This is a genomic window from Microcoleus sp. S28C3 (assembly GCF_036700785.1).
Classification (GTDB): domain Bacteria; phylum Cyanobacteriota; class Cyanobacteriia; order Cyanobacteriales; family Microcoleaceae; genus Microcoleus; species Microcoleus asticus.
Window position 1 is genome coordinate 1 of the sequence record NZ_JAUBPO010000003.1, and the last position, 21,280, is coordinate 21,280.

The window sequence follows — 21,280 nt, forward strand, 5'->3', positions numbered from 1 at the left end:
ACCGTTGCCGTTGGAGTATGGACGTTTGCCGGTCTTTGGGCGAGCGCACTTTTTGACCTGCTTAGTCTAAACTCCAATTCCTTGCTGCGACAGCAATTCATCCAGTTTTTTTAAGTGCAATTCATATGGTTCAGGATTCATTTTTGGTTGACCGAGAGCTTCTGCTACATTGTTAAGTACCATTTTTAGCAGTTCTGCCTCGGGGTTTTCTTCTTCAAAAAGTGCTTTTATCGCCTACGCAGATGAGAATCACAATTGTCATTCCTATTTGCCCAAAATAAATTCGGAAACCAGAGCCATAGTCTATCCTTAATTCAAAGACTCCATTTCCAACTGATTGACAATCTCCCAAAGTCCCCAAAATAATTTCGAGTTTGTCAAAGAGGAACTTAGGATGGGTCAGTAGGACAGTTACTAGCTACTTGGGATTTTGTGGGGATGAGTTGAGGCAATTTAGTAAGAATACGTTCTATTTTTTGTTTTGGATTTTCTTCAAAAGATGTTAAACGAACTTTGAAAAACCGCCCTTGAAGTACAGTCAAGATAATTACAGATTCTGCCTGTCTTCCAGAAACTATAATTTTCATCGGTACAAACAAAAACTTTAATTCACCGAATTCCCGAGTGGAAGTGACTCCAATATCTGCTTTTTGGTATATTCCCTTTTGAAGAGCGTATCTAACTCCTTCTATAGCTGAATTAAGTGCTTCTTGTACCAAAGGAGAATCCAAAGAATTTCCAATATTTTGATAATTAAGATCGTACAGATATAAATCGAGAGTATTGTCTTTATTTTTCCATTTTGCTCCGTAGCCCTGTCCTTCATCTCTACTGAGAGCCTTATAGTCAATTATAGTAACAAATTCTAAGTCCTCGATTTTCCTAAACGATTGGGCAATATAGCAAAGTTCCAACTTATCTGGTTCTCTATTCTCTTGGGCGATGAATATTGTGTTTCCATAGGAAGCAGATATCTTATGAAAAGTACCTGAAACTGGCAAAATAACTAGGAGTGTAAGGATTAATTTTTTCCATTTCATAATAGTACGCCCTCAAAAATTTTTATATCCAATGAATTTGAGCTTTGAAATATAGAACCCATTTGAGATCTATTGCTGTTACCGTGAGCCTTATGCCAGATGAATTTCGGCTCTTTGGCAATAACACGCATGAGGCTATTATAATCTAATTTACTAAACGGGACTTAGTGAATTCTCACATTTTTGATTTGGCTGTCGTGTTGTATGACTCATTGCCTCAGCTAAATGTTTTTTCAAAGTCGCTTCCGGTAGCGGCCCTTTTAAATGACTCCAAGGCAAAACCTGCTCCAATTCCCACTCTTGAAACACATAAAAATCCATATCTGGCAACTGTCCCCGCAACTCCTTAAAAGCCCGTCGATAACTGCCCAAAGTATCGCCATAATGCCGCACTAATTCCAACAGCCGAGACAACCGCCGATCGCCCTTTGACAACAAACCCTGAATCACAGACCAGTTATAGCTTTCAGGTCTGAATTCTAAACCTAACTTCCGCAATTCTTTATCTAAAAACTTCAACCTCTTCTCCGCATCTTTATTCACTCCCAACCACTGAAAAGGAGTGTGAGATTTCGGGACAAAAGTGCTGCATCCCAGAGTCAACCGCAAACCGGGAGCGGCTTTTCTAATCGCCCGCATCATCGCCACCGTCTCCTCTAAATCCTCCATTTCTTCGCCGGGAATTCCCGCCATCCCGTAAAGTTTAATTCCCTTTAAGCCGCCAGCCTTAGCATTGATAGCAGCTTGAATAATTTCGTCATTTGTGAGTTTTTTGTTAACGATTTGGCGAAGGCGATCGCTCCCGCTTTCCACCGCAATTGTTACAGATTTGCTGTCTCTGTTGGTCAATATTTCTGCTAGCTTAACTGTCACCGTATTTGTCCTTACCGAAGAAAGACTCAGCCGCACGCCGTCGTATTTCGGATGATTCAAATGATCCAGCAACGCTTCAAATTCCGGGTGCTGAGTGACTGAAGCACCCAACAAACCCAAACGATTAGTCACAGCTAAACCGCGATCGATCGCCGGAATTAGCGAATCCTCCAAACTCGCAGTTCTAAACGGCAAAGTCAGATAACTTGCCAAACAAAAACGGCACATTTCTGGACAACTCCGAACCACTTCCACCATGTAAATATTTTCCCAAGCCGCTTTTTCGGTCACGACAGTGGAAGCAGATAAAGTATTGCCGCGATAAGTCTGTTTTTCAACCATACTGGGAATTCCCGAATCGACAGGCTGAATCGATTTAATACCCTCAGCAGCATCGAGATAAGTTACTTCGTACAAACTGGGGACGTAAACTCCCGGAACTTGGGCTAAATGCCGCAATTTAGTTTTTCTGTCGGCGGTACGGACTTCTTTACAAGCATCAATAAAATTGTCTATGAGATGTTCGCCATCTCCGAGCAAAATCACATCAAAAAAATCGGCAAAAGGTTCTGGATTAGCAGTAAAAACCGGGCCACCGCCGAAAACGATCGGATGATTATCAGTTCGTTTTGACGCCCAAATCGGAATTTCTAGAGATTCCAATAAATTTAGAATATTTACATAGTCTAGTTCCCAAGAAAGCGAAAATCCCAGTAATTCTGGATGTCGGGGAAGTTGTTCGCGGATATCAGTAAATAAACGGCTGACTTCAATATCCGATCGCACAGCCAAAGTTGCCCACACTATCTGATAGCCGAGACTGGTAATACCCACAGTGTACTCGTTGGGAAAAGCAAAAATAGTCGGGATAGCATCAGCATCGGGCGTTGCTGGCGCAAATAGTAAGCGTTCTTGGGCAAATGGATTAGGAGTCATCCGATTTTAGATTTTAGATTTTAGATTTTAGATTTTGGAATTTTTCCCACGGATAAATCCGGGGGTTTGTGACCCAATTGCTTTGGATCGCGGGCAAGTTTAGCCTTAGCAATAAAGAATCTAATTATAGCTCATAAATGACTCTAATCTTAAGTTGACACCTATACCTTCTGGTAACAGACAACTGACAAATGACCGAAAGCAATTGGTTGCGAGGTCGCCGGATTCATCAGTGGATAAGCAAAAAAAAGCTCGGCATCCGATAAACCTGAGAACGGTACAGCCCGTGGGAGGTTAATCTAAAATCTAAAATCTAAAATCTAAAATCGATTGACTTGTTCAAAGTTACTCTGAAATAGAATTGCGATCGTCCTGAGTTCTCGGAGTCGGCGGTGCACTGTGAAAAGTTGCAATCAGCAAACAGACAATCCCAGCATTAATAAACACATCTGCCAGATTAAACACCGGAAACCGAATCAGCCGAAAATCGATAAAATCTACAACATGGCCAGAAACAAATCGATCGATCCCGTTCCCCAGTGCTCCCCCCAAAATCAAACCGTAGCCAGCTTGTTCCCAGCGGTTAATTCGCGGCCCGAACCAAGCCAGCACCACCAATCCCACACTAACGGCCAAAGACAGCCACCGCAACCAAATCGCCCCGCCATTGCTGAACAGACTAAAAGCCGCACCGGTATTAACAACATAAGTGAAGTGAAACACTCCGGGTAACAGCGGCTGCGTCTGCGGAGGAAGTGTCAAGTCAAAATTTTGTACCACCCAAAACTTAGTCAGGTGGTCTAAAACTAAACTGATAACAGCAGCAACCCAGAACAAGGGATTTCTTTTAAAACGCATGGATTGGGGAATAGAACAGGGGGCATCGGGCATGGGATAATTTACTCAAATTTCGCTAGTTATTGCCAGCAGAATTCAGTGCAGCAAAGAAATCCCAGCCGCAGCGAGAATACTCTCCCGTTGCGCAATGACAGTATAACCTTATTTGACACAACTACCAATCCCCCATTATCAATCGCCGATTGGCAATTCTCGATTAAGTAAGTAAAGGCAAAAAAACATAGTATCTTGTAAGGGTGGGTTTAGCTAACAATCTATGAGACAAGCGATTTTATGAGTATTCTCACCCGCCCTCCCCATCTAATATTTATTTGTAACTACCTTACCGATTACCAATTACCCAATCAATAAAACATCAAGCGGCGCAAAGTAAATGACAGCACTGCGATCGCACAAACTACCGCCAATTGTCCCGGCAGAGGATAAATCGAATATTTAAGAATCTCATCGAATAAAGGTGTTTTTTTTGCCGGAGGCAGCCAGTAAGTAAAAACTAGATAAATTAAGCCGATCGCGTGAACAGTGAACAAACCGCACAAACAGCTAAAAGCCATAGATTCCAGCCGCGAAGCTACCTTAAAAGCCACCCAGCCGCACACCCAAGCACCAGGCACAAAACCCAGCAAATACCCAAAACTCGCTTCTTTGAGATAGCCGATGCCGCCGCCTTGAGAAAAAACTGGCCACAAAGTTAATCCTAATGCCAAATAAGCAATTTGCGAGAGAGCCGCAGCATTTTTCCCCCCCATGCAGCCTACTAGCAAAACGGCTCCTATTTGATAGGTAACACCTAAAGAGTACGCCTGAAATCCTCGATCGTCCCAAAACCCAATCGGAATTGTGACAGATGCAGGCAAAAAAGTGCCTCCTATCGTCAGGAGCAAACCAATAACAGCCCAGATTAATTCAATAGGAGCAGGCATTATCATCAAACGGCATTCGTCAGAAGGTATAAGGCATAAGGCATTTGTCCGAGGCAAGCTTCAATGCCCGCAGCTTTTAAATTCTTAATACTAGCACTACTGTCAAAATAACCACCATTGTATGGTTTTCTGGTTCTCAAGCCTGGATCTTGCGATCGTTTAATGGGGAATTTTTCGCCCGAGGGCGATCGACTGCTTGTTTCCGTAGCTATTTCTCTGCCCTATATCTTATAAATTGACAATTGTCAAGCTCATAAATAACATTAATAATATTAATTAATATTAAATTGCCATAAAGTGTAAAGATTCTTAACCTAACCTTTACTTTCGCGCGCTATGCTGATGCCGACACCCATATAACGATCGCAGATTTTTTATACCTATGCTTTTTCGTCTCAACTTGATTAATCCAAACCGTCTGACTACTGCAATTTCCGCTATGGCGATCGCCCTCAGCTTAGCAGCTTGCGGCGGGGGCGACAGCACAACCACAGGCGGCAGCCCCAGCCCCGGCGACACCGCAGCATCCCCCGGCGCATCCCCCGTTGCAGCCACCGGCACTGCTGCCCCCAGCAAACTCGCCCTAGCGTCAGACGTAGCCATCACCGCAGCCGGCGCCTCATTCCCTGCCCCCCTGTACCAGCGTTGGTTTCAAGACTTCAACAAAATCAACCCCAAAGTACAAATTAACTATCAATCAGTAGGCAGCGGCGCCGGAGTCGAACAATTTACCAAAGGCACAGTAGACTTTGGGGCCAGCGACACCGCAATGAAAGACGACGAAATCGCCAAAGTTCCAGCAGACAAAGGCGTGCTCTTACTGCCCATGACAGCCGGCAGCATCGTCATGGGCTACAACCTGCCAGATGTACCCGAACTGAAATTGCCCAGGGATGTTTACGCAGATATCTTCGCCGGAAAAATAACCAAGTGGAACGACCCCAAAATTGCAGCAGCCAATCCGGGCGCTAAATTGCCAGACCAAGCCATCACCATCGTCCACCGTTCCGACGGCAGCGGTACCACCGCCGTCTTCACCAAACACCTGAGTGCCATCAGCCCCGACTGGAAAAGTGCAGTAGGCGACGGCAAAACAGTACAGTGGCCCGTAGGCGTAGGCGCAAAAGGCAACGAAGGCGTCACAGCCCAAGTTCTGCAAACCGTCGGCAGCATTGGCTACGTAGAATACGGCTACGCCAAAAACAACAATCTCAAATTTGCATCGCTACAAAACAAAGCAGGCACATTTGTAGTACCTAACGACGAGTCAGCTTCAGCAGCTCTAGCGACTGTGCCTCTGCCGGAAAACCTGCGAGCATTTATCGAAGACCCCGAAGGCGCTCAATCCTATCCAATTGTCACCTACACTTGGATGCTCGTCCCCAAAACAGTTGCTGACCCCAACAAAGCCAAAGCAATCGAGGCAATGGTTGAATACGGCTTGAATGAAGGTCAAAAAGTTAGTTCCGAATTGGGCTACGTTCCTCTGCCCCAAAGCGTTAAAGAAAAAGTAGCCGCGGCCGCTGACGGCATCAGCCCAGACTACAAGATTGAGGTTGCCAAATAGCAATTGAAGGAAGAGGGAAGAAGGAAGAAGGAAGACGGAAGAGGGAAGAAGGAAGACGGAAGAAGGAAGAAAAAAAGAGAGATATTTCTGTAGGGGCGGGTTTTACCAGAAAAATTTGTTGAAAAGTCAGGGGATTAATCAACCCGCCCCTCTTTGATTTTATTTACGGTCTTTCTTTCTGCTTCCTTCTAGCTTTTTCCGAAACAGGCTATTTTCCGCTACTATATATTTGGTTTTTTTTTCTATGATTTCAGATCTTAACAGCGCTCAATCAGAGAGCCGATCGCGCTCTCAAGCAGAAAAATCCTTAGACCAAGGCTTTATCTGGCTGACTCGTATTTTGGGAATAGGAGTTGGTGTAATTTTGCTGGTAATCGCGCTCACCGTTGCTTATAGGGCTTTACCTGCGATTCAACAGTACGGTTTGGGCTTTGTGTTTGGCAGTAGCTGGAATCCGGTTAAAGAAGAGTACGGCGCGCTGCCGATGATTTACGGGACGATCGTCAGTTCGGCGATCGCGCTCCTAATTGCAGTACCATTAGGAGTAGGGACTGCCATCTTCTTGAGTGAAGATTTTTTGCCGCTGCCAGTGCGCACAGCTTTGGTTTTTTTAGTAGAACTTTTAGCAGCCATTCCCAGCGTAGTCTACGGTTTGTGGGGAATTGCTGTATTGATTCCCATTATTACCAGTCTCGGCAAGTTTCTCAACGGCACTTTCGGATGGCTGCCGATTTTTAGCACCCCGCCAGTGGGCCCGGGAATGTTACCCGCCGGAGTAATTTTGGGCATCATGACTTTGCCCATTATTACTGCTATTTCCCGCGACTCTTTGGCAAGTCTCCCGCCCGAATTGCGACAAGCATCTCTGGGTTTGGGAGCTACTCGCTGGACAACAATTTTTAGAGTGCTCGTACCGGCGGCTTTCTCCGGGATTGTCGGCGGAATTATGCTCGGGCTCGGTCGCGCCATGGGAGAAACAATGGCCGCAACTCTGTTAATTGGCAATTCCAATCAGTTAAGTGCTTCTGTCCTAGCTCCTGCAAATACTATTGCTTCTCTGATGGCAAATCAATTTGCCGAAGCTTCGGGATTGCAAGTTGCTGCTCTGATGTACACGGGGCTAATTCTATTTATTCTGACGCTGATTGTGAATATTTTGGCAGAGTGGATTGTTTCTCAAGTAAGAGCAAAGTACAACTAGAAGTTTGCCGCAATTTCCTACATAGTTTTAGTTTATGTCAAATAGCGTCTCCGACGAGAATCCTTTGGTATCGAAAACAGGCAGTTTGAAGAAGGTTAAAAACAGCCCGCAAGCGCTGTTTAATATGGCAATGACTGTACTGGCTGGAGCTAGTCTGGCCATCACTCTGCTGCCTTTGTTTGCAGTGCTTTCCTACGTCACCGTACAAGGTTTCAATCGCCTGAATTTAGATTTGTTTACTAAGCTGCCGCCGCCGCCCGGACTGTCGGGAGGCGGGATCGCGAATGCAATTGTCGGTACATTGATGACGGTGGGAATTGCTTCTTTAATTGCTGTTCCTTTTGGTGTATTGGCAGCCGTTTATTTGTCGGAGTTCAGCAGCGGCGAAGTAGCTCGCTGGGTACGCTTTGCTACTAATGTCCTCAGCGGCGTTCCTTCGATTATTGCCGGGGTATTTGCCTACGGTTTGTTCGTGGTAAATATGGGAGGTTTTTCGGCAATTGCAGGGGGCGCGGCGCTGGCGGTGCTGATGTTGCCCACGATTGTGCGGACTACTGACGAAGCTCTACAAATCGTCCCGCAAGATATTAGATGGGCGTCGGTTGGTGTGGGTGCTTCTAATTATCAGACAGTGTTGCAGGTGGTTTTGCCTGCGGCAATTCCGGCTATTTTAACGGGTGTGACGCTGGCAATTGCTCGCGCTGCTGGAGAAACTGCTCCTTTGATTTTCACGGCGCTGAATTCGCCTTTTTGGCCGGCAGGATTTGATAAGCCAACTCCGAGTCTTTCGGTTTTGGTGTACAACTTTGCAACGGTTCCTTTTAAGGCACAGAAAGAATTGGCTTGGGCTGCATCTTTGATTTTGGTGTGTATGGTGTTGCTGACGAGTATTCTTTCTCGCTGGGCTACTCACAAAAAAGTGTATTAAAGGGTGAGTTTTAAAAAGGCATTCATGCACTTATGATGAAGGCCGAATGTAACCCAGGTCTTGAGTAAAATTTGAGAGGATTTTTACCTGTATGATGATGGATTTAGACAAGCAAACGGAAACAATTTTACGGACAGAAAATATCAATATTTTTTACGGCGCTTTTCACGCGGTTAAAAATGTTTGTATGGAGATTCCTAAAAATCGCATTACTGCTTTGATTGGGCCGTCTGGCTGCGGTAAAAGTACAATTCTGCGATGCTTTAACCGCCTCAACGATTTAGTTAACGGTTTTCGTTTAGAGGGTAGAATTGATTACTACGGTCAAAATCTTTACGCTCCTGATATTGATGCTGTAGAGGTGCGCCGCAAGATTGGGATGGTATTCCAAAAGCCGAATCCTTTCCCGAAGTCGATTTATGACAATATTGCTTACGGTGCGAGGGTGAACAATTATAAGGGGGATATGGATGAGCTGGTGGAGAAGTCGCTCCGCCAAGCTTATTTGTGGGATGAGGTGAAGGATAAGTTGAAGCAAAGCGGTTTTTCTCTTTCGGGCGGCCAGCAGCAGCGTTTGTGTATTGCTAGGGCGATCGCGATTAATCCTGATGTAGTGTTAATGGATGAACCTTGCGCTTCTCTTGACCCGATTTCGACCATTAAAATTGAGGAGTTGATGCGGGAACTCAAGGAGAAGTATACGATTGTGATCGTTACTCACAATATGCAGCAGGCTTCTCGGGTTTCTGACCTGACTGCTTTTTTCAATGCTAAACTTTCTGACGATGGGAAGCGGTTTGGCTATCTTGTGGAGTGTGACAAGACTGAGGTTATTTTCCAAAGTCCGAAGGAAGAGTCTACTTTAGATTATGTGAGCGGCCGTTTTGGTTGAGTCCCCGACAGGTTGAAGCCAGTCGCTACAAAAACTGTCGTCCCTCTATAAGAGACTAAAAACATTTTATTTTCTGAGTATGGTAGCGACAAAAAAAACTGCGTAAAACTTTTCTGAATTGAGAATCCCGCTTTCTTGGAGAAAGCGGGATTCTGGATTTTATGATTAAAAGCTCGATCGTACTTTTTGCAAATACAAGCCACTGATTTTTGTCAAGAAATGCTGAAGAGTTCACATATTCTTCATCCAATGCTTTAACAGGTTTTCTTTGACCATGTTTTGCCGCATAACTTCGAGCAAGTATTCCTGAGCTTGGTCTTGGCTTAACCTTTTGACTTCTTCGCGCAGCACTTGCAGTTTGAACTGCTGTTCCATGCTGAGGCTGGTTGTAGGCATATCCATAAGTCGCTCCTCCAGTTTGCTGAGATCGATGCGAGATTGATCGGGATGACGTTTCGCAGGATTTGTTGTGTCCCTACATTGTAAACTATCATAACATTCCCTTGACAATATGTCCAAAGTAGACATTTTGAGACTAATTTGTGTCGCAAAAGTACATCTAAGTGGGGGGAGCTCTATCATAAAAAGGCGTCAAGAGCGGGAAGCATAAGCCAAAGGAGATATTTTGTATGGATGCAATGGAGTTTTTTCAAAGCAGTGCTGGGGAGTGGCGTTCTCAGCGCAGCACTCACCACCTCGCTTTCCGCCAAGCGGAGATTGGGGATTCAAATATTCAGGTAACGGCGCTGGCTGCAGATGACGCGCGAGTGGCCGAGATTTGCCAGATGCACGAAGTCGATCCGAGCCGGGCTGCTGGGGGGGCTTTTGTAACTTGGCACGGTTCGATGGCGTGGGATAAGGATGATGAGAATCACAAGGGATCTACGGTGTTCGCGATCGTCCCCGATCCTGAAAATCCCCGGCAGGGTTTGATGTTGCGGGAACGCGGCTATGCGGAAATTGTGCCGGTAGCTGGCCGTTTTGAGATGGATGATGAGGATGGGCTGCTGCTGATTACGGAATACGAGACGATGAGTTCGATCGAGCGTTTCTGGTTTGCTAATCCCAACGTGCGGATGCGGACGAGTAGTGTAAAGCGCTTTGGCGGTTTCAGCACTTCGACTTTTTGTACCGAAATTCGGGTGGAACCAGACTCGGATGCAACATCAGAAGCCGCAGGAGATCAAGTGGCCGCCAGCGAGTTTTATTCGGCTCTGGGCTGGTAATTTAGTCATTAGTCATTAGTCATCGGTCATAACTTTGGCTTCGTTTCCAGACTCAGCCTGGGAATCCTGGGTCTCAGGCTCTGCCTCCGGTTAGATTAGACGAGGCAGAGCCTCTCAAGTGGCGTTCCCAGCCAGAGACTGGGAACCTGGGTGATTGCTAATTACTGACTGCTGACTTCCCCAAAGTCAACAAATGTTACAGATTGTTGCAAAAATTCAGGAAAATCAGATTTAGATTGCGGGAATCCCCTAATCTGTATGTTGGTTAGTTGTATCCGTTATGCTGGCAGCTCACGGTGTCAACTATTTCTGAAATTTGAGATAACGGAGATTTTAACGTGGCGCTACCTTTGATAAGCTACGCCCCCAAGAGCCAAAACCAGCGCGTTGCTGGTTTTGAAGTGGGGAGCGACGAGAAGCCCAGAGTTTTCACAACTGAAAATGTGCTCTCATCTGGAGACATGGAAAATTTGATTTGGGCTGGATATCGCCAGATTTACAGCGAACACCAAATCCTCAAGAGCAACCGCCAAAAGTCTTTGGAGTCGCAACTCAAGTTCGGCCAAATTACTGTGCGGGATTTTATTCGCGGTTTGGCGACTTCTTCTCCTTTCTTGGAGCGGAATTATCAAACTAACAGCAACTACCGTTTTGTTGAAATGTGCGTGCAGCGCATTTTGGGCCGGGACGTTTACAGCGAGCGCGAAAAGATTGCTTGGTCGATCGTGGTAGCCAATAAGGGGCCTCAAGGCTTTATTGACGAGTTGGTCAATAGCGATGAGTACCTGGAAAAGTTCGGCTACGATACAGTACCTTACCAGCAGCGCCGAATTTTGCCTCAGCGAGTTGGAGGGGACACTCCTTTCAACTTGAAGACGCCCCGCTACGGTGAGTACCACCGTTCGCAGCTTGGCTTCCCGCAAATCATCTGGCAAACAAGTGTCCGCCGTTTTGTTCCTCAAGAGCAGCAGCCCAAAGCTGGCGATCCGTCGAACTATTTGGGTATGGCGCGCAATATGCCCCTGCCTGCTACTCCGCCGCAGCGCGTGCCTCTAGCTAATATCAATATCGACACGATGGTTCCCCGTCGCCGGTAATTGATGCTGCCCTGATGCGATTATTTGTGTCGGGCGATCGACTGAATCGATCGGCTTTTAGGCTGAGAGAGTTTTGAGTCTTGAGTTTTGAGGTTTGAGTTTTTTGATAAACTTGGAATCCAAAACTTAGGACTCATAATTTTTTGGGAAGCAGTTAGCCAACGAGCAATGTACGGGATTTAATGGAGAAATATTAGACTTGAATTGAATGCCTTCGCAAACTATCTTTAAATATATCTACGTCGATCTGCGCGCATCTACTTTCATCTGCGGTTTCCCTCTTGCATCAAAGATTTAGGCAAGAAGTTTAATGAAGAAAAAAGGAAGGGCAAAAAATGTTTATAGTAAGAACTTTAGCAGTTTTAACTGCCCAAGAGATCAAGTGTGAGAGCGCAGGCGCAATATTTTTAGCAGGGTGTTGAATTGCTCTGGTAAAGGTGCGATCGCCTCTATTAATTCTCCGGTTACGGGATGCTGCAATGTCAGCCGCCATGCGTGCAGGGCTTGTCCGGTTAAATTGACGCCGATAGAACGGTTGGAACTGTACATCGGGTCGCCGACAATCGGATGTTTTATTTCCGCTGTATGCACGCGAATTTGATGGGTGCGGCCGGTTTCTAATTGATAGTGCATTAAGCAATAGTTGCCGATTCTTTCTTTGATTGTCCAGTGAGTAACTGCGGGGCGACCGCCTTTTTCTACTGGTACTACCGCCATTTTTTTGCGGTCTGTGGGATGCCGCCCGATGGGTAGGTCTATTGTGCCTGTTTCGGTGTTGGGAGCGCCGTAAACTATGCCTAAATATTCGCGGCGGGCGGTTTTAGTTTTGAGTTGGGCTTGCAGGTGTTGGTGGGCAATGTCGGTTTTGGCGATCGCGATCGCACCTGTTGTATCTTTGTCTAATCTGTGCACGATTCCCGGCCGCTGAACTCCGCCTATTTCTGCTAGGGGACAGTGGGCTAAGAGAGCGTTGACTAATGTACCGTCTTGGTGTCCGGCGGCTGGATGGACGACTAATCCGGCTGGTTTGTTGATGATAATTAGGCTGTCGTCTTCGTAGAGAATGTCGAGGGGAATTGCTTCAGGCTGCAACTTTGTGGGCTGGGCTTCGGGTAATGTGAGGTGGATGCGATCGCCCGTTTTTACTGATATTTTTTTCGAGGTGCAGGTTTCGTCGTTGACTTTGACGTTGCCTTGTGATATGAGGCTTTGGATTCGCGATCGGGATAAGTCCGGTATCTGGTTTGACAGCCAAATATCTAATCGCTGATTGACATTACTGCGATCGAATTCCTCTGTATTTTCTACTGTGTAAATCTGTGCCGCAGTGTCTGTTTCTATCATTTACTTTTTACTATTTTTTGCCAAACGTGTAAAGCAAATATCTTAATCATAACATCTGTGAGTTAGTTCGCGATCGCACGGGTGCGTCGAAACCGGATTGTTTCACAGAAATACTTCCTTTGGGCGCGCAGACTGGCTAAAAAACCCAGTTTCTTGGGTTGGAGTGGTTAAGTCGTTTGAGTATAATTGTCAATTATATCGACAATTGTCACAGTGGCCGCACCGCATAGATGTAGCTTCCTTAGTAAAGCCAAAAGCTTGCAGCAAAAATTGCCACCTGCACTCGCGATGTTTGAGATATTTTGCCATTTCTTCCGCTGCGGTAAAGTTTTGTTTTTCGCCTTTTTGCTGTGCGGATTTGTCGATCGCATAATTAAAAGGATCTTGCCATGTTAATTGTCCGCTGCTGTGGAGAATCGAAAGGGCGATCGCGCTTTCGGGAAATTCGCGGGAAACTGCTTCTATATCGCCTTTAACTGGCAGTTTTTTGGCTAATTGCTGAGCTTCTCGATATTGCGATCGCAATTTATCTTGAAAAAATTGTGCTCTTTGTTTATCTTCGGGATAAAGCAAACCCGTCGGTTCGCTAATCAATGTCAGGGCGATCGCCGATTTGCCGTCGCGTCCGCCTCTACCAATTTCCTGAATGTATTCCGATAATAGCAAAGGTGCTTGAAAGTGAACCACCCACCGGACATCTGGCTTGTTAATTCCCATCCCGAATGCTGAGGTACAAGTCACAAATTTAAGGTCATTGTTCAGCCAAGCTTTTTCTATTTTTCGCCGTGCTTCTGGACTTAAACCTGCATGATATGCTGCTGTTTCATAACCGGCTGCTTCCAACAAATCCGCCAAGCTTTCGCTATCTTTCCTAGTGCGGACATAGACTAAACCTGCTTGTTTTGGTCGAGCTTTAATAAAATTTAATAACTGCTGCCTGCGTCCTCTCGGCGTCCAGACTGTTTGCACTTGCAGGTGCAGATTATAACGGTAGGGGCTTAGCAGAAATGCTTCAGGTTTTTGCAGTTGCAAGACATTTTTGATTGTCTGCTGCGCGTCGGGGTTGGCGGTAGCGGTAAAAGCTGCGATCGCAATTTTACTGTTTGCTGGTTTAGCTTTCAACAAAGCCGATCGCACTGTTCCCAAACGGCGGTAAGCTGGTCGAAAAGTATCACCCCACTGCACTAAACAGTGAGCTTCATCTAATATTAAACCGTTGATTTGGATGTGCGGCTGACTGATAATTTCCCAAACAGGCTTACTGAGTAATGTTTCCGGAGACAGGTACAGCAACCTTAATTTGTTTTGTTGCAGCGATTGCATAGTTTGTCGGCGCTGCTGTGTTGGCAATTGACTGTGGAGGAGGGAAGCGGGAAGATTGCGATCGCGCAATTCTTGTACTTGATTTTCCATCAGTGCGACTAACGGCGAAACTACCAAAGTTAAGCCTGTTTGCAACAAAGCTGGCAGTTGAAAGCAGATTGATTTGCCACCACCTGTCGGCATAATTATTATTGTATCTTTTCCGGCTAATAAACTGCCGACGATTTCTCCTTGTGGCGGTCGAAAGTCGTCGTATCCCCAGATTTTTTGGAAGGCGGCGCGGGCTTGATTTAATGATGTTGGTTCTGGTTGGTATTGCATTTAATTTATCCCCAAATCAGACATAATGTGCGCAGTACGCACCCTACATAATTAGATTTTGTGTAAGTCCTGATGTACCAAGAAACCGGATTTCTGGCTCCATAGTATGTAAATATCCAGCAGAATTAGTGTTAATTTAATAACAGTTAATAATTTTACTCTGATTTGAATTATGAACGCAAGCACGTTAAACGAAGTTTTCAGCTATCGGCAAAAGACTTGTGACATTTTTGACACAGCGGGGGCGGTAGAGGCGGTGCACGAAGATGGTTTTGCGCTGATTCCCGGTGTGCTCAGCGCGTCGGAAATAGCGGCGGCGCGGGAAGCACTCGATCGCCTGCAACCCTTCGGACTCGACGGTAGCAGTTGGAGTGAATTGAACCATCATTTTAAATGCGTTTTTAATCGCGATCGCCTGTGGCTTTCCTATGCAGATCGACCGGGTATAATTGAATTAGCCGAAGCATTAATGGGCAGCGATTGCCACATTATCGGCATGACTGCGTGGAAAAGCGGGCCCGGTTATGACGGTTGGCGCGTCCACGTCGATCGGGTGTTTGTACCCGTGCCCGAAAGCGTGTTTGCCGTTAGCGCAGCCCTCGGAGAGGATCGCACTTTTCAACTGCCAGTATGGATTTGTACAGCCCATTTCTATCTCAGCGACATCGCTGAAGACCTCTGTCCTACCTACATTATTCCTGGCAGTCACAAATCAGGTCGAAAACCAGATCGCGGGGAAGAAACTTGGAACGGACACTCCCCAGAACCAGTGTTGTGCAAAGCAGGAGATGTGCTGTTTTTCCGCAGTGAAATTTGGCATTCCGGCGGCAAAAATACGACAACAGATGGAACTCGCTACTTACTCCAAGTGCATTATTCCCACCGCGACATAGCGCAGAAATTTTCCCCTTGGCCGTGGCAGTTCAATCCCGAAATTCTCGCTACCGCTACTGAACGACAACTGCGGCTTTTAGGCAAACATCCTGAGTCAAATTACGGTTAAAATACATTGCTAATTTTGTTTGAGGCGCGAGTGATAATAGACGCGATATGTCATATTTCTTTTAGATTTTGAGTTTTGGATTTGAGATTACGATCAATTCTAGAGACTGGTAAATCTCCGAATATCTCGATCGATCCAAAATCCAAAATCTAAAATCTAAAATCGCCTAAGATTGACCGTCTCGGCGGCCGAGTTCGTAAACGCCGCTGCCAATACAGGCGATCGTACCCATAGATACCGCCCAACCAGTACCCAGCGACCATTCGACGCCCCAATTGCACAATCCGCCGACAATCAAAAAGGGCAGAATGCTTAACAGCGAAGCGTAAAAAGCATTTTGAGCTTCTCTGGCTTGGCGGGTTCTTTCAAACTCAGCTTCCGAGGTGTAGAGGGATCTCTCAGCAAAATTCATCCAGCGGTTGAGTTGCAGGATTACCCATTCTGTCAGGGGCGACAGGCCCCAATAGAGGGCCAAAGACCACAAAGACGCACCTGCGATCGCAGTTGCGTCTATGGCAAAACTAAAGGGAAAAATTTCAGTAAGCATTGCTTGATGTTGGTGATGAATTTGAGATTTCAGACGCCATCCAAAATCCCCGAACTAACTATAGTGTCAAGCAAAAGCTCGATCGAATTCAACCGCATCAGTAATTCCGCATGAAAATAATTTTCTGTTCCCCATAGCATTTAACCCGAAACCTTGACACCGGCTCTGTATGCAGTAAGATACACGTTGGTCAACTGATTCGTTTGGCGGGTAGAGCTGACGAAGGCAATCTTGCAGCGAATTGGCCCGACAACCCACACCCGCAAATACATTCAACTTTCAGCCGTGAAAAAAATCGTGCAAGACTCTACAGGCCCGCTGACGGCAAAACGCTTTTTTCGTCCCAGACAGATGCTGCTGGTGGCACTTTCGATCGGCATTGTTTCGATCGGCCCTTATTTGCAGCAGCAGTTGGTAACAGCTCAGTCTGGCTTACCAAGCAGAGTAGCGACGGGTAATTTGTGGCAAGAAGCTTCTTTTCCCGTCGAAAATTTTGAAGCCTACAGTTCCGCCTTCGGCCCCCGCGGCGGCGATTTTCATTACGGTTTGGACTTGGCAGCCCCGGAAGGCAGCTATATCCGCAACTGGTGGGGCGGGCAAATTGTGGAAGTTTGGGAAGATGGCCGGTGCGGCACTGGTATGGTGGTGCGATCGGGAAATTGGGAACACATCTACTGTCACCTCAGAGGTCGGGTGGAAACAGCTAACGGCGGGCGTTATTATGTCGATCGCGAAGGCGGCCTGGTAATTTGGCAGGGTCAAACTGTGCCGGCCGGTGCGAGAATTGCCAGAGTTGGGATGACCGGCCGCACGACCGGCCCTCACCTGCACTGGGGATTGAAGTACGGCGGTCGCTGGGTAGACCCGGCTTTGGTATTGCGGGAAATGTACGCGCAACAATCTTAATTAGTCATTAGTTAGCAGTCATTAGTCATTAGTTAGCAGTCATTTTTGTTGGTTTGTAGTAAGGAATAAAGTCCTTATTTTTTCGATAATTAGGAATAAAGTCCTCACTACAAACTTGAATAACTAATGACTAATGACCAATGATTAATGACTGTTTATGTTGGGGCCAACTCTTTTTTGGTTAACTCGGTGTACCGAGCGACAATTTGGCGGAATTCGTCGCCGTCGATCGTTTCTTCATCCAACAGCGCTTCGACAAGTTTGTCTACCAAAGCGCGGTTTTCGCGGATAATCCGGCGAGCTTCTTCGTAGCAGTCAAAGGCAATTTCGCGGACTTGCCGATCGATCTTGATTGCCATTTCTTCGGAATACTCCGATCGTGAATTCCAGTTCTGACCCAAAAATACCTCATTGTTCGGACTTTCCAAAGCCACAGGCCCCAAATCCGACATTCCATAAAGCGTTACCATCTCCCTCGCAAGACTGCTAACTTTTCTGAGATCGCTGCTGGCACCGGTGTCTATTTCAGCATCGCCATAAATTTCTGCCTCCGCCGCCCGTCCCCCCAAAGCTACTTTAATTCTGTTCAACAGCAAAGCCCGACTCCTCAAACCTTCGCTGTCGAGCATTTCGTCGTCGAGCACGAAGCTAGTAAAGCCTTCGATGCCGCCGGAACGGGGAATAATCGTTACTTTTTCCACCGGGTCGGCATTTGTGAGCATGGTCGCGACTAGGGCGTGTCCGACTTCGTGGTATGCTGTCATCCACTTTTTCTTGCTGTCCAGCAGCGGGTTAAGCGTAAGCCCGATCGTGATCCGGTCGATCGCGTCGTGAACTTCTAAGTTAGTAATCGTGTCTTTACGCCGTCGCGCTGTGAGAATAGCTGCTTCGTTAAGCAAGTTTGCCAAGTCAGCGCCGGAAAAGCCGGGAGTGCGGCGGGCGATCGTGTCTAGGGCAACTTCTGGGTCGAGTTTTTTGTTGCGCGCGTGAACTTGCAAAATCCCCAAACGCCCTTTGTAACTGGGCAAATCTACCGTTACTTGCCGATCGAACCTGCCGGGCCGCAGCAGGGCGGTATCGAGCACGTCGGGGCGGTTGGTAGCTGCAATCACAATTACGCCGCTGTTACCCTCAAAGCCGTCCATTTCTGTCAGCAACTGGTTGAGAGTTTGTTCGCGTTCGTCGTTGCCGCCGCCGATACCAGCGCCGCGCTGCCTTCCTACGGCGTCTATTTCGTCGATGAAGACGATGCAGGGGGAATTTTCTTTAGCTTTGCGGAACAAGTCGCGGACGCGCGAGGCGCCGACTCCGACAAACATTTCGACAAATTCGGAACCGGAGATACTGAAGAAGGGGACGGCTGCTTCGCCTGCGATGGCTTTTGCCAGCATTGTTTTGCCGGTTCCCGGAGGCCCGATTAACAGAACTCCTCTGGGAATTTTGGCGCCGATGGCGTTGAAGCGTTCGGGTTTTTTGAGGAAGGTTACGACTTCTTGCAGTTCTTCTTTAGCTTCTTCGATGCCTGCTACGTCGTCGAACATCACGCCGGTTTTGGCTTCCATTTGGAAACGGGCCCTGGATTTGCCGAAGTTCATGGCATTTCCTTGAGATTGGGTCGATCGGCGCAGGATTGCCATCAACACTGCCAACACTGCAAAAATCACTAGCAAGTTTACTACTAAACTGACTGCTGCCGCGTTGTCGGCTGTTTGTTTGACTTCAAAGTCAATCTTTTTGGCGCGGATTTGCGAGTACAGTTCTCGGTTGTTGTAGTCGAATAGGGTAACTGATTGGGCCTGATCGCTTTTTTGATTTTTTAGCCTAACTTTGGCAGTTCTTTGAGTTTCGTCTACTTCGATTTTACTGACTTGCCCTTTTTCTATGTTGTCAATCAGTTGGCTGTAACTCATGGTGGTTGGGGTGCTCTCGGCAAAAACCGGGGCCGAGAGCAATATTCCTTGAGAAATCACCAAACTGCCCAGGATGCGCCACAGATTCCGTCCTGGAATTGATTTTTTAGGATTCTGGCTCGATTTGTCTTTGTTTACAGCTAGATGCCCCAGCCATGCGTGTTTCCAAGAATTTTTCATATTGCTTTGCCCAAGGTTGAAGACTGCCAAGATTGACCGCTTTTGGTTTGCTACCTTTATTTATGTTAACAAGAGGGCGGGTGTTGAATGGGTTTATCTCTCGCTGGCATCTTAAGAGGCACCTCAAGAGGGGGGGTTTTGAATCCACGGCTCCTCAAGAAACCGGGTTTTTTACATAATCTGCGGGCTATAACCAAGGATTTTGCTCAAAAAACCCGGTTTTTGGGCTCCGTCCGTAAATCTAAAATCTAAAATCTAAAATCTAAAATCGATTGACAGTTGCCGATCGAACTTGCTATCTTATTCATAGTCGGAATGAGTACGCTTTAGTCGAGCAGTGATTGTTTTTGAGTTTTATGGTAAAAATTGTCGGCATTGGCGGAAGTTTGCGGGCTGGCTCCTACAGCCAGTTAGCGTTGAAGGTGGCAGCAGAGCGGGCGCAGGCCCTGGGCGCGGAAGTTGAAATATTGGATTTGCGATCGCTCAAGCTGCCCTTCTGCGACGGTGAGAATGATTATCTCGATTACCCGGATGTGGAAAAGCTGCGAAATGCGGTTAAGCAAGCCGACGGCTTGATTTTGGCAACGCCGGAGTATCACGGTAGCGTCAGCGGTGCTCTCAAGAATGCCCTGGATTTGATGAGTTTTGAGCATTTGGACGGGAAGGTTGCGGGTGCGATTAGCGTTTTGGGAGGGCAAGTTAACAGCAACGCACTCAACGATATGCGCGTGATTTTGAGATGGGTACACGCTTGGGTAATTCCGGAACAAATTGCGATCGGACAAGCTTGGAAAGCTTTTAGTCCCGACGGTAAATTGTTGGATGAAAAACTGTCTGAAAGGTTCGACGAATTTGCTCGGAGTTTAGTAGAAAATACGCGGAAATTGCGAGGAATTTCGTAATTGTATCTCATGACAAATGTAGTCTGGGACGCAACTGGCATAGTCTTTGGGTGCGTCCATTCCCCTAATTTATCAATTTGAAGAGGTTTTGTCTCTAGCAGAGCACCCTACAAGCTGTAATGTTAACAGTCAACAGTCAACAGCCAACAGTCAACAGTCAACTGAGTTAAAATGGCATATCGATCATGTCTCCGAAAGGATGGGGTACGTCGATCGCCATTCTTCCAGGTTTGGACTCATATTTTTCTATCCACTTTTTGGCCAATTCCAAAGCTTCCTCCTCAGTCTTGGCATTTTGGACGGCGACGTGGCGGTTGCCGCGGCTATCCCAAACCTCGACGTAGAAAACTTTCTGGGATTGAATAATCCAACCTTTATAAGTGTCTGCTGGTTCCATAGTTAGAATCCTAAAATAATCTGGCGGGGAGTTCCACTGGCGAGCTAATTGTAAATATTGCCCTGCATAAAATGAATTTTACGGGGATTTCTATAGTATTTTTGGAAAAAAGTCAGTTTTACGGTTAACCTCATGACTAGACTCCGGAAGCAATTATTTAACTGGAGAAAATATCTCCAACCTTTGGCCGCGGCGATCGCGATCGCCCTAATCGCATCGCAGATGGCGGTATTGCCGGCATTGGCGACTGGCGTGTACGAAATGCCGGTGTTGTCGGCGGGCGATCGTACTTGGGTGTTCGACAAAGGCGACGTGCTCAGCCGCAGCAGCGAAAGCAATATCAGCAGCGTACTCGACAACCTGGAAAACAAAACAGGGAAACAAGTCAGGTTGGTCACCATCCACCGCTTAGACTACGGCGAAACGACTGCCACTTTCACCGACCAACTGTTTGAACAGTGGTTTCCCGCAAAAGAAGATCGGACTAATCAAATTTTACTCGTTCTCGACACTGTTACCAACAGCGCGGCAATTCGGACGGGGGAAGGAGTGAAATCCCTGCTAACCGATGAAATTGCCCAGAGTGTGGCTGGGGAAACCGTGCAAGTGCCGCTGCGCGAAGGCAATAAATACAACGAGGCATTTGCGGCTGCAAGTACGCGCATTGCAACTGTTTTGTCGGGCGAACCCGATCCGGGTCCTCCTGAAGTTGTTGACAACATTCAAGTTGAAGGCACGTTTAAAAAAGCTGAAGAAACAGACCAAGGCAATGCCACAGTTGTTGTGGTTGTGCTGTTGGTATTGGCGACAGTGATTCCGATGGTGACTTATTTCTGGTATCAAGGTTTTTCGTGATCGGTGCTGCTTGCATCCGATCGGTTGCCGTTTTGTCAAGAAAATATGGCA

20 protein-coding genes and 1 pseudogene are annotated in these 21,280 nt (G+C 46.8%); 10 read left to right on the forward strand and 11 right to left on the reverse strand.

From position 1 onward, the window contains the following. Positions 1-214: 214 nt before the first annotated feature. The 5 genes and pseudogenes from QUA13_RS01450 to QUA13_RS01470 all read right to left on the reverse strand — a co-directional run. Positions 215-361: pseudogene (locus tag QUA13_RS01450) on the reverse strand (type II toxin-antitoxin system RelE/ParE family toxin); the annotation flags it as partial. Between the two features lie 28 nt (positions 362-389). After that, positions 390-1,040, reverse strand: a complete 651-nt coding sequence (locus QUA13_RS01455; RefSeq protein ID WP_333196077.1) for a hypothetical protein — start codon at positions 1,038-1,040, stop codon at positions 390-392. Between the two features lie 153 nt (positions 1,041-1,193). Then, positions 1,194-2,849, reverse strand: a complete 1,656-nt coding sequence (locus QUA13_RS01460; RefSeq protein ID WP_333196078.1) for a radical SAM protein — start codon at positions 2,847-2,849, stop codon at positions 1,194-1,196. A gap of 345 nt (positions 2,850-3,194) precedes the next feature. After that, a complete protein-coding gene (gene lspA / locus QUA13_RS01465; RefSeq protein ID WP_333196266.1) occupies positions 3,195-3,707 on the reverse strand; it encodes a signal peptidase II in 513 nt (170 codons plus the stop codon). 344 nt (positions 3,708-4,051) lie between these two features. Further along, positions 4,052-4,630 carry a biotin transporter BioY gene (locus tag QUA13_RS01470; RefSeq protein WP_172189575.1) on the reverse strand — a complete coding sequence of 193 codons (579 nt, stop codon included), beginning with the start codon at positions 4,628-4,630 and terminating at the stop codon, positions 4,052-4,054. A gap of 382 nt (positions 4,631-5,012) precedes the next feature. Between QUA13_RS01470 and pstS the strand changes: the two genes are divergently transcribed. The 4 genes from pstS (at position 5,013) to pstB (ending at position 9,218) form a co-directional block, all read left to right on the forward strand. Then, positions 5,013-6,197, forward strand: a complete 1,185-nt coding sequence (pstS, locus tag QUA13_RS01475) for a phosphate ABC transporter substrate-binding protein PstS (protein WP_333196080.1) — start codon at positions 5,013-5,015, stop codon at positions 6,195-6,197. Between the two features lie 244 nt (positions 6,198-6,441). After that, entirely contained in the window at positions 6,442-7,398 is a 957-nt protein-coding gene (gene pstC / locus QUA13_RS01480) for a phosphate ABC transporter permease subunit PstC (protein WP_333196083.1), read from the forward strand. 34 nt (positions 7,399-7,432) lie between these two features. After that, positions 7,433-8,326 carry a phosphate ABC transporter permease PstA gene (gene pstA / locus QUA13_RS01485; RefSeq protein WP_333196085.1) on the forward strand — a complete coding sequence of 298 codons (894 nt, stop codon included), beginning with the start codon at positions 7,433-7,435 and terminating at the stop codon, positions 8,324-8,326. Between the two features lie 91 nt (positions 8,327-8,417). Beyond that, positions 8,418-9,218 carry a phosphate ABC transporter ATP-binding protein PstB gene (pstB, locus tag QUA13_RS01490; protein WP_015176818.1) on the forward strand — a complete coding sequence of 267 codons (801 nt, stop codon included), beginning with the start codon at positions 8,418-8,420 and terminating at the stop codon, positions 9,216-9,218. A 231-nt stretch (positions 9,219-9,449) separates the two neighbouring features. Here pstB and QUA13_RS01495 read toward each other — a convergent pair whose 3' ends face one another. Beyond that, the gene (locus QUA13_RS01495) at positions 9,450-9,620 is read right to left on the reverse strand and encodes an NblA/ycf18 family protein (protein WP_242716365.1); all 171 of its coding nucleotides are present in this window, start codon (positions 9,618-9,620) and stop codon (positions 9,450-9,452) included. 227 nt (positions 9,621-9,847) lie between these two features. On the opposite strand from QUA13_RS01495, the gene QUA13_RS01500 reads away from it, so the two are divergent. Next, a complete protein-coding gene (locus QUA13_RS01500; protein ID WP_333196088.1) occupies positions 9,848-10,444 on the forward strand; it encodes a phycobiliprotein lyase in 597 nt (198 codons plus the stop codon). A gap of 338 nt (positions 10,445-10,782) precedes the next feature. Beyond that, positions 10,783-11,541 (forward strand): phycobilisome rod-core linker polypeptide, encoded by a 759-nt coding sequence (locus QUA13_RS01505; RefSeq protein WP_172189583.1) that lies wholly within the window; start codon positions 10,783-10,785, stop codon positions 11,539-11,541. Positions 11,542-11,919: 378 nt separating this feature from the next. Here the strand turns inward: QUA13_RS01505 and QUA13_RS01510 are convergent, their stop codons facing one another. Beyond that, the gene (locus QUA13_RS01510; RefSeq protein ID WP_333196090.1) at positions 11,920-12,885 is read right to left on the reverse strand and encodes an RluA family pseudouridine synthase; all 966 of its coding nucleotides are present in this window, start codon (positions 12,883-12,885) and stop codon (positions 11,920-11,922) included. 189 nt (positions 12,886-13,074) lie between these two features. Then, complete coding sequence (locus QUA13_RS01515) at positions 13,075-14,529, reverse strand: RecQ family ATP-dependent DNA helicase (protein WP_333196091.1); 1,455 nt, start codon at positions 14,527-14,529, stop codon at positions 13,075-13,077. Positions 14,530-14,701: 172 nt separating this feature from the next. Here QUA13_RS01515 and QUA13_RS01520 point away from each other — a divergent pair, with 172 nt between their 5' ends. Beyond that, positions 14,702-15,532 (forward strand): phytanoyl-CoA dioxygenase family protein, encoded by an 831-nt coding sequence (locus QUA13_RS01520; protein WP_333196092.1) that lies wholly within the window; start codon positions 14,702-14,704, stop codon positions 15,530-15,532. Between the two features lie 166 nt (positions 15,533-15,698). Here QUA13_RS01520 and QUA13_RS01525 read toward each other — a convergent pair whose 3' ends face one another. Continuing rightward, entirely contained in the window at positions 15,699-16,079 is a 381-nt protein-coding gene (locus tag QUA13_RS01525) for a hypothetical protein (RefSeq protein WP_333196093.1), read from the reverse strand. Between the two features lie 351 nt (positions 16,080-16,430). On the opposite strand from QUA13_RS01525, the gene QUA13_RS01530 reads away from it, so the two are divergent. Next, on the forward strand, positions 16,431-16,985 hold the full coding sequence (locus tag QUA13_RS01530) for a M23 family metallopeptidase (RefSeq protein WP_172189616.1): 555 nt from the start codon (positions 16,431-16,433) through the stop codon (positions 16,983-16,985). 155 nt (positions 16,986-17,140) lie between these two features. Here QUA13_RS01530 and ftsH read toward each other — a convergent pair whose 3' ends face one another. Further along, the gene (gene ftsH, locus QUA13_RS01535) at positions 17,141-19,075 is read right to left on the reverse strand and encodes an ATP-dependent zinc metalloprotease FtsH (RefSeq protein WP_172189599.1); all 1,935 of its coding nucleotides are present in this window, start codon (positions 19,073-19,075) and stop codon (positions 17,141-17,143) included. A gap of 356 nt (positions 19,076-19,431) precedes the next feature. Here ftsH and QUA13_RS01540 point away from each other — a divergent pair, with 356 nt between their 5' ends. Next, entirely contained in the window at positions 19,432-19,977 is a 546-nt protein-coding gene (locus QUA13_RS01540) for an NADPH-dependent FMN reductase (protein ID WP_333184405.1), read from the forward strand. Between the two features lie 166 nt (positions 19,978-20,143). On the opposite strand, the gene QUA13_RS01545 is transcribed toward QUA13_RS01540, so the two are convergent. Continuing rightward, positions 20,144-20,374 carry a hypothetical protein gene (locus tag QUA13_RS01545; RefSeq protein ID WP_172189601.1) on the reverse strand — a complete coding sequence of 77 codons (231 nt, stop codon included), beginning with the start codon at positions 20,372-20,374 and terminating at the stop codon, positions 20,144-20,146. A 132-nt stretch (positions 20,375-20,506) separates the two neighbouring features. On the opposite strand from QUA13_RS01545, the gene psb32 reads away from it, so the two are divergent. Beyond that, positions 20,507-21,229 carry a photosystem II repair protein Psb32 gene (psb32, locus tag QUA13_RS01550; protein ID WP_172189603.1) on the forward strand — a complete coding sequence of 241 codons (723 nt, stop codon included), beginning with the start codon at positions 20,507-20,509 and terminating at the stop codon, positions 21,227-21,229. Positions 21,230-21,280: the final 51 nt, after the last annotated feature.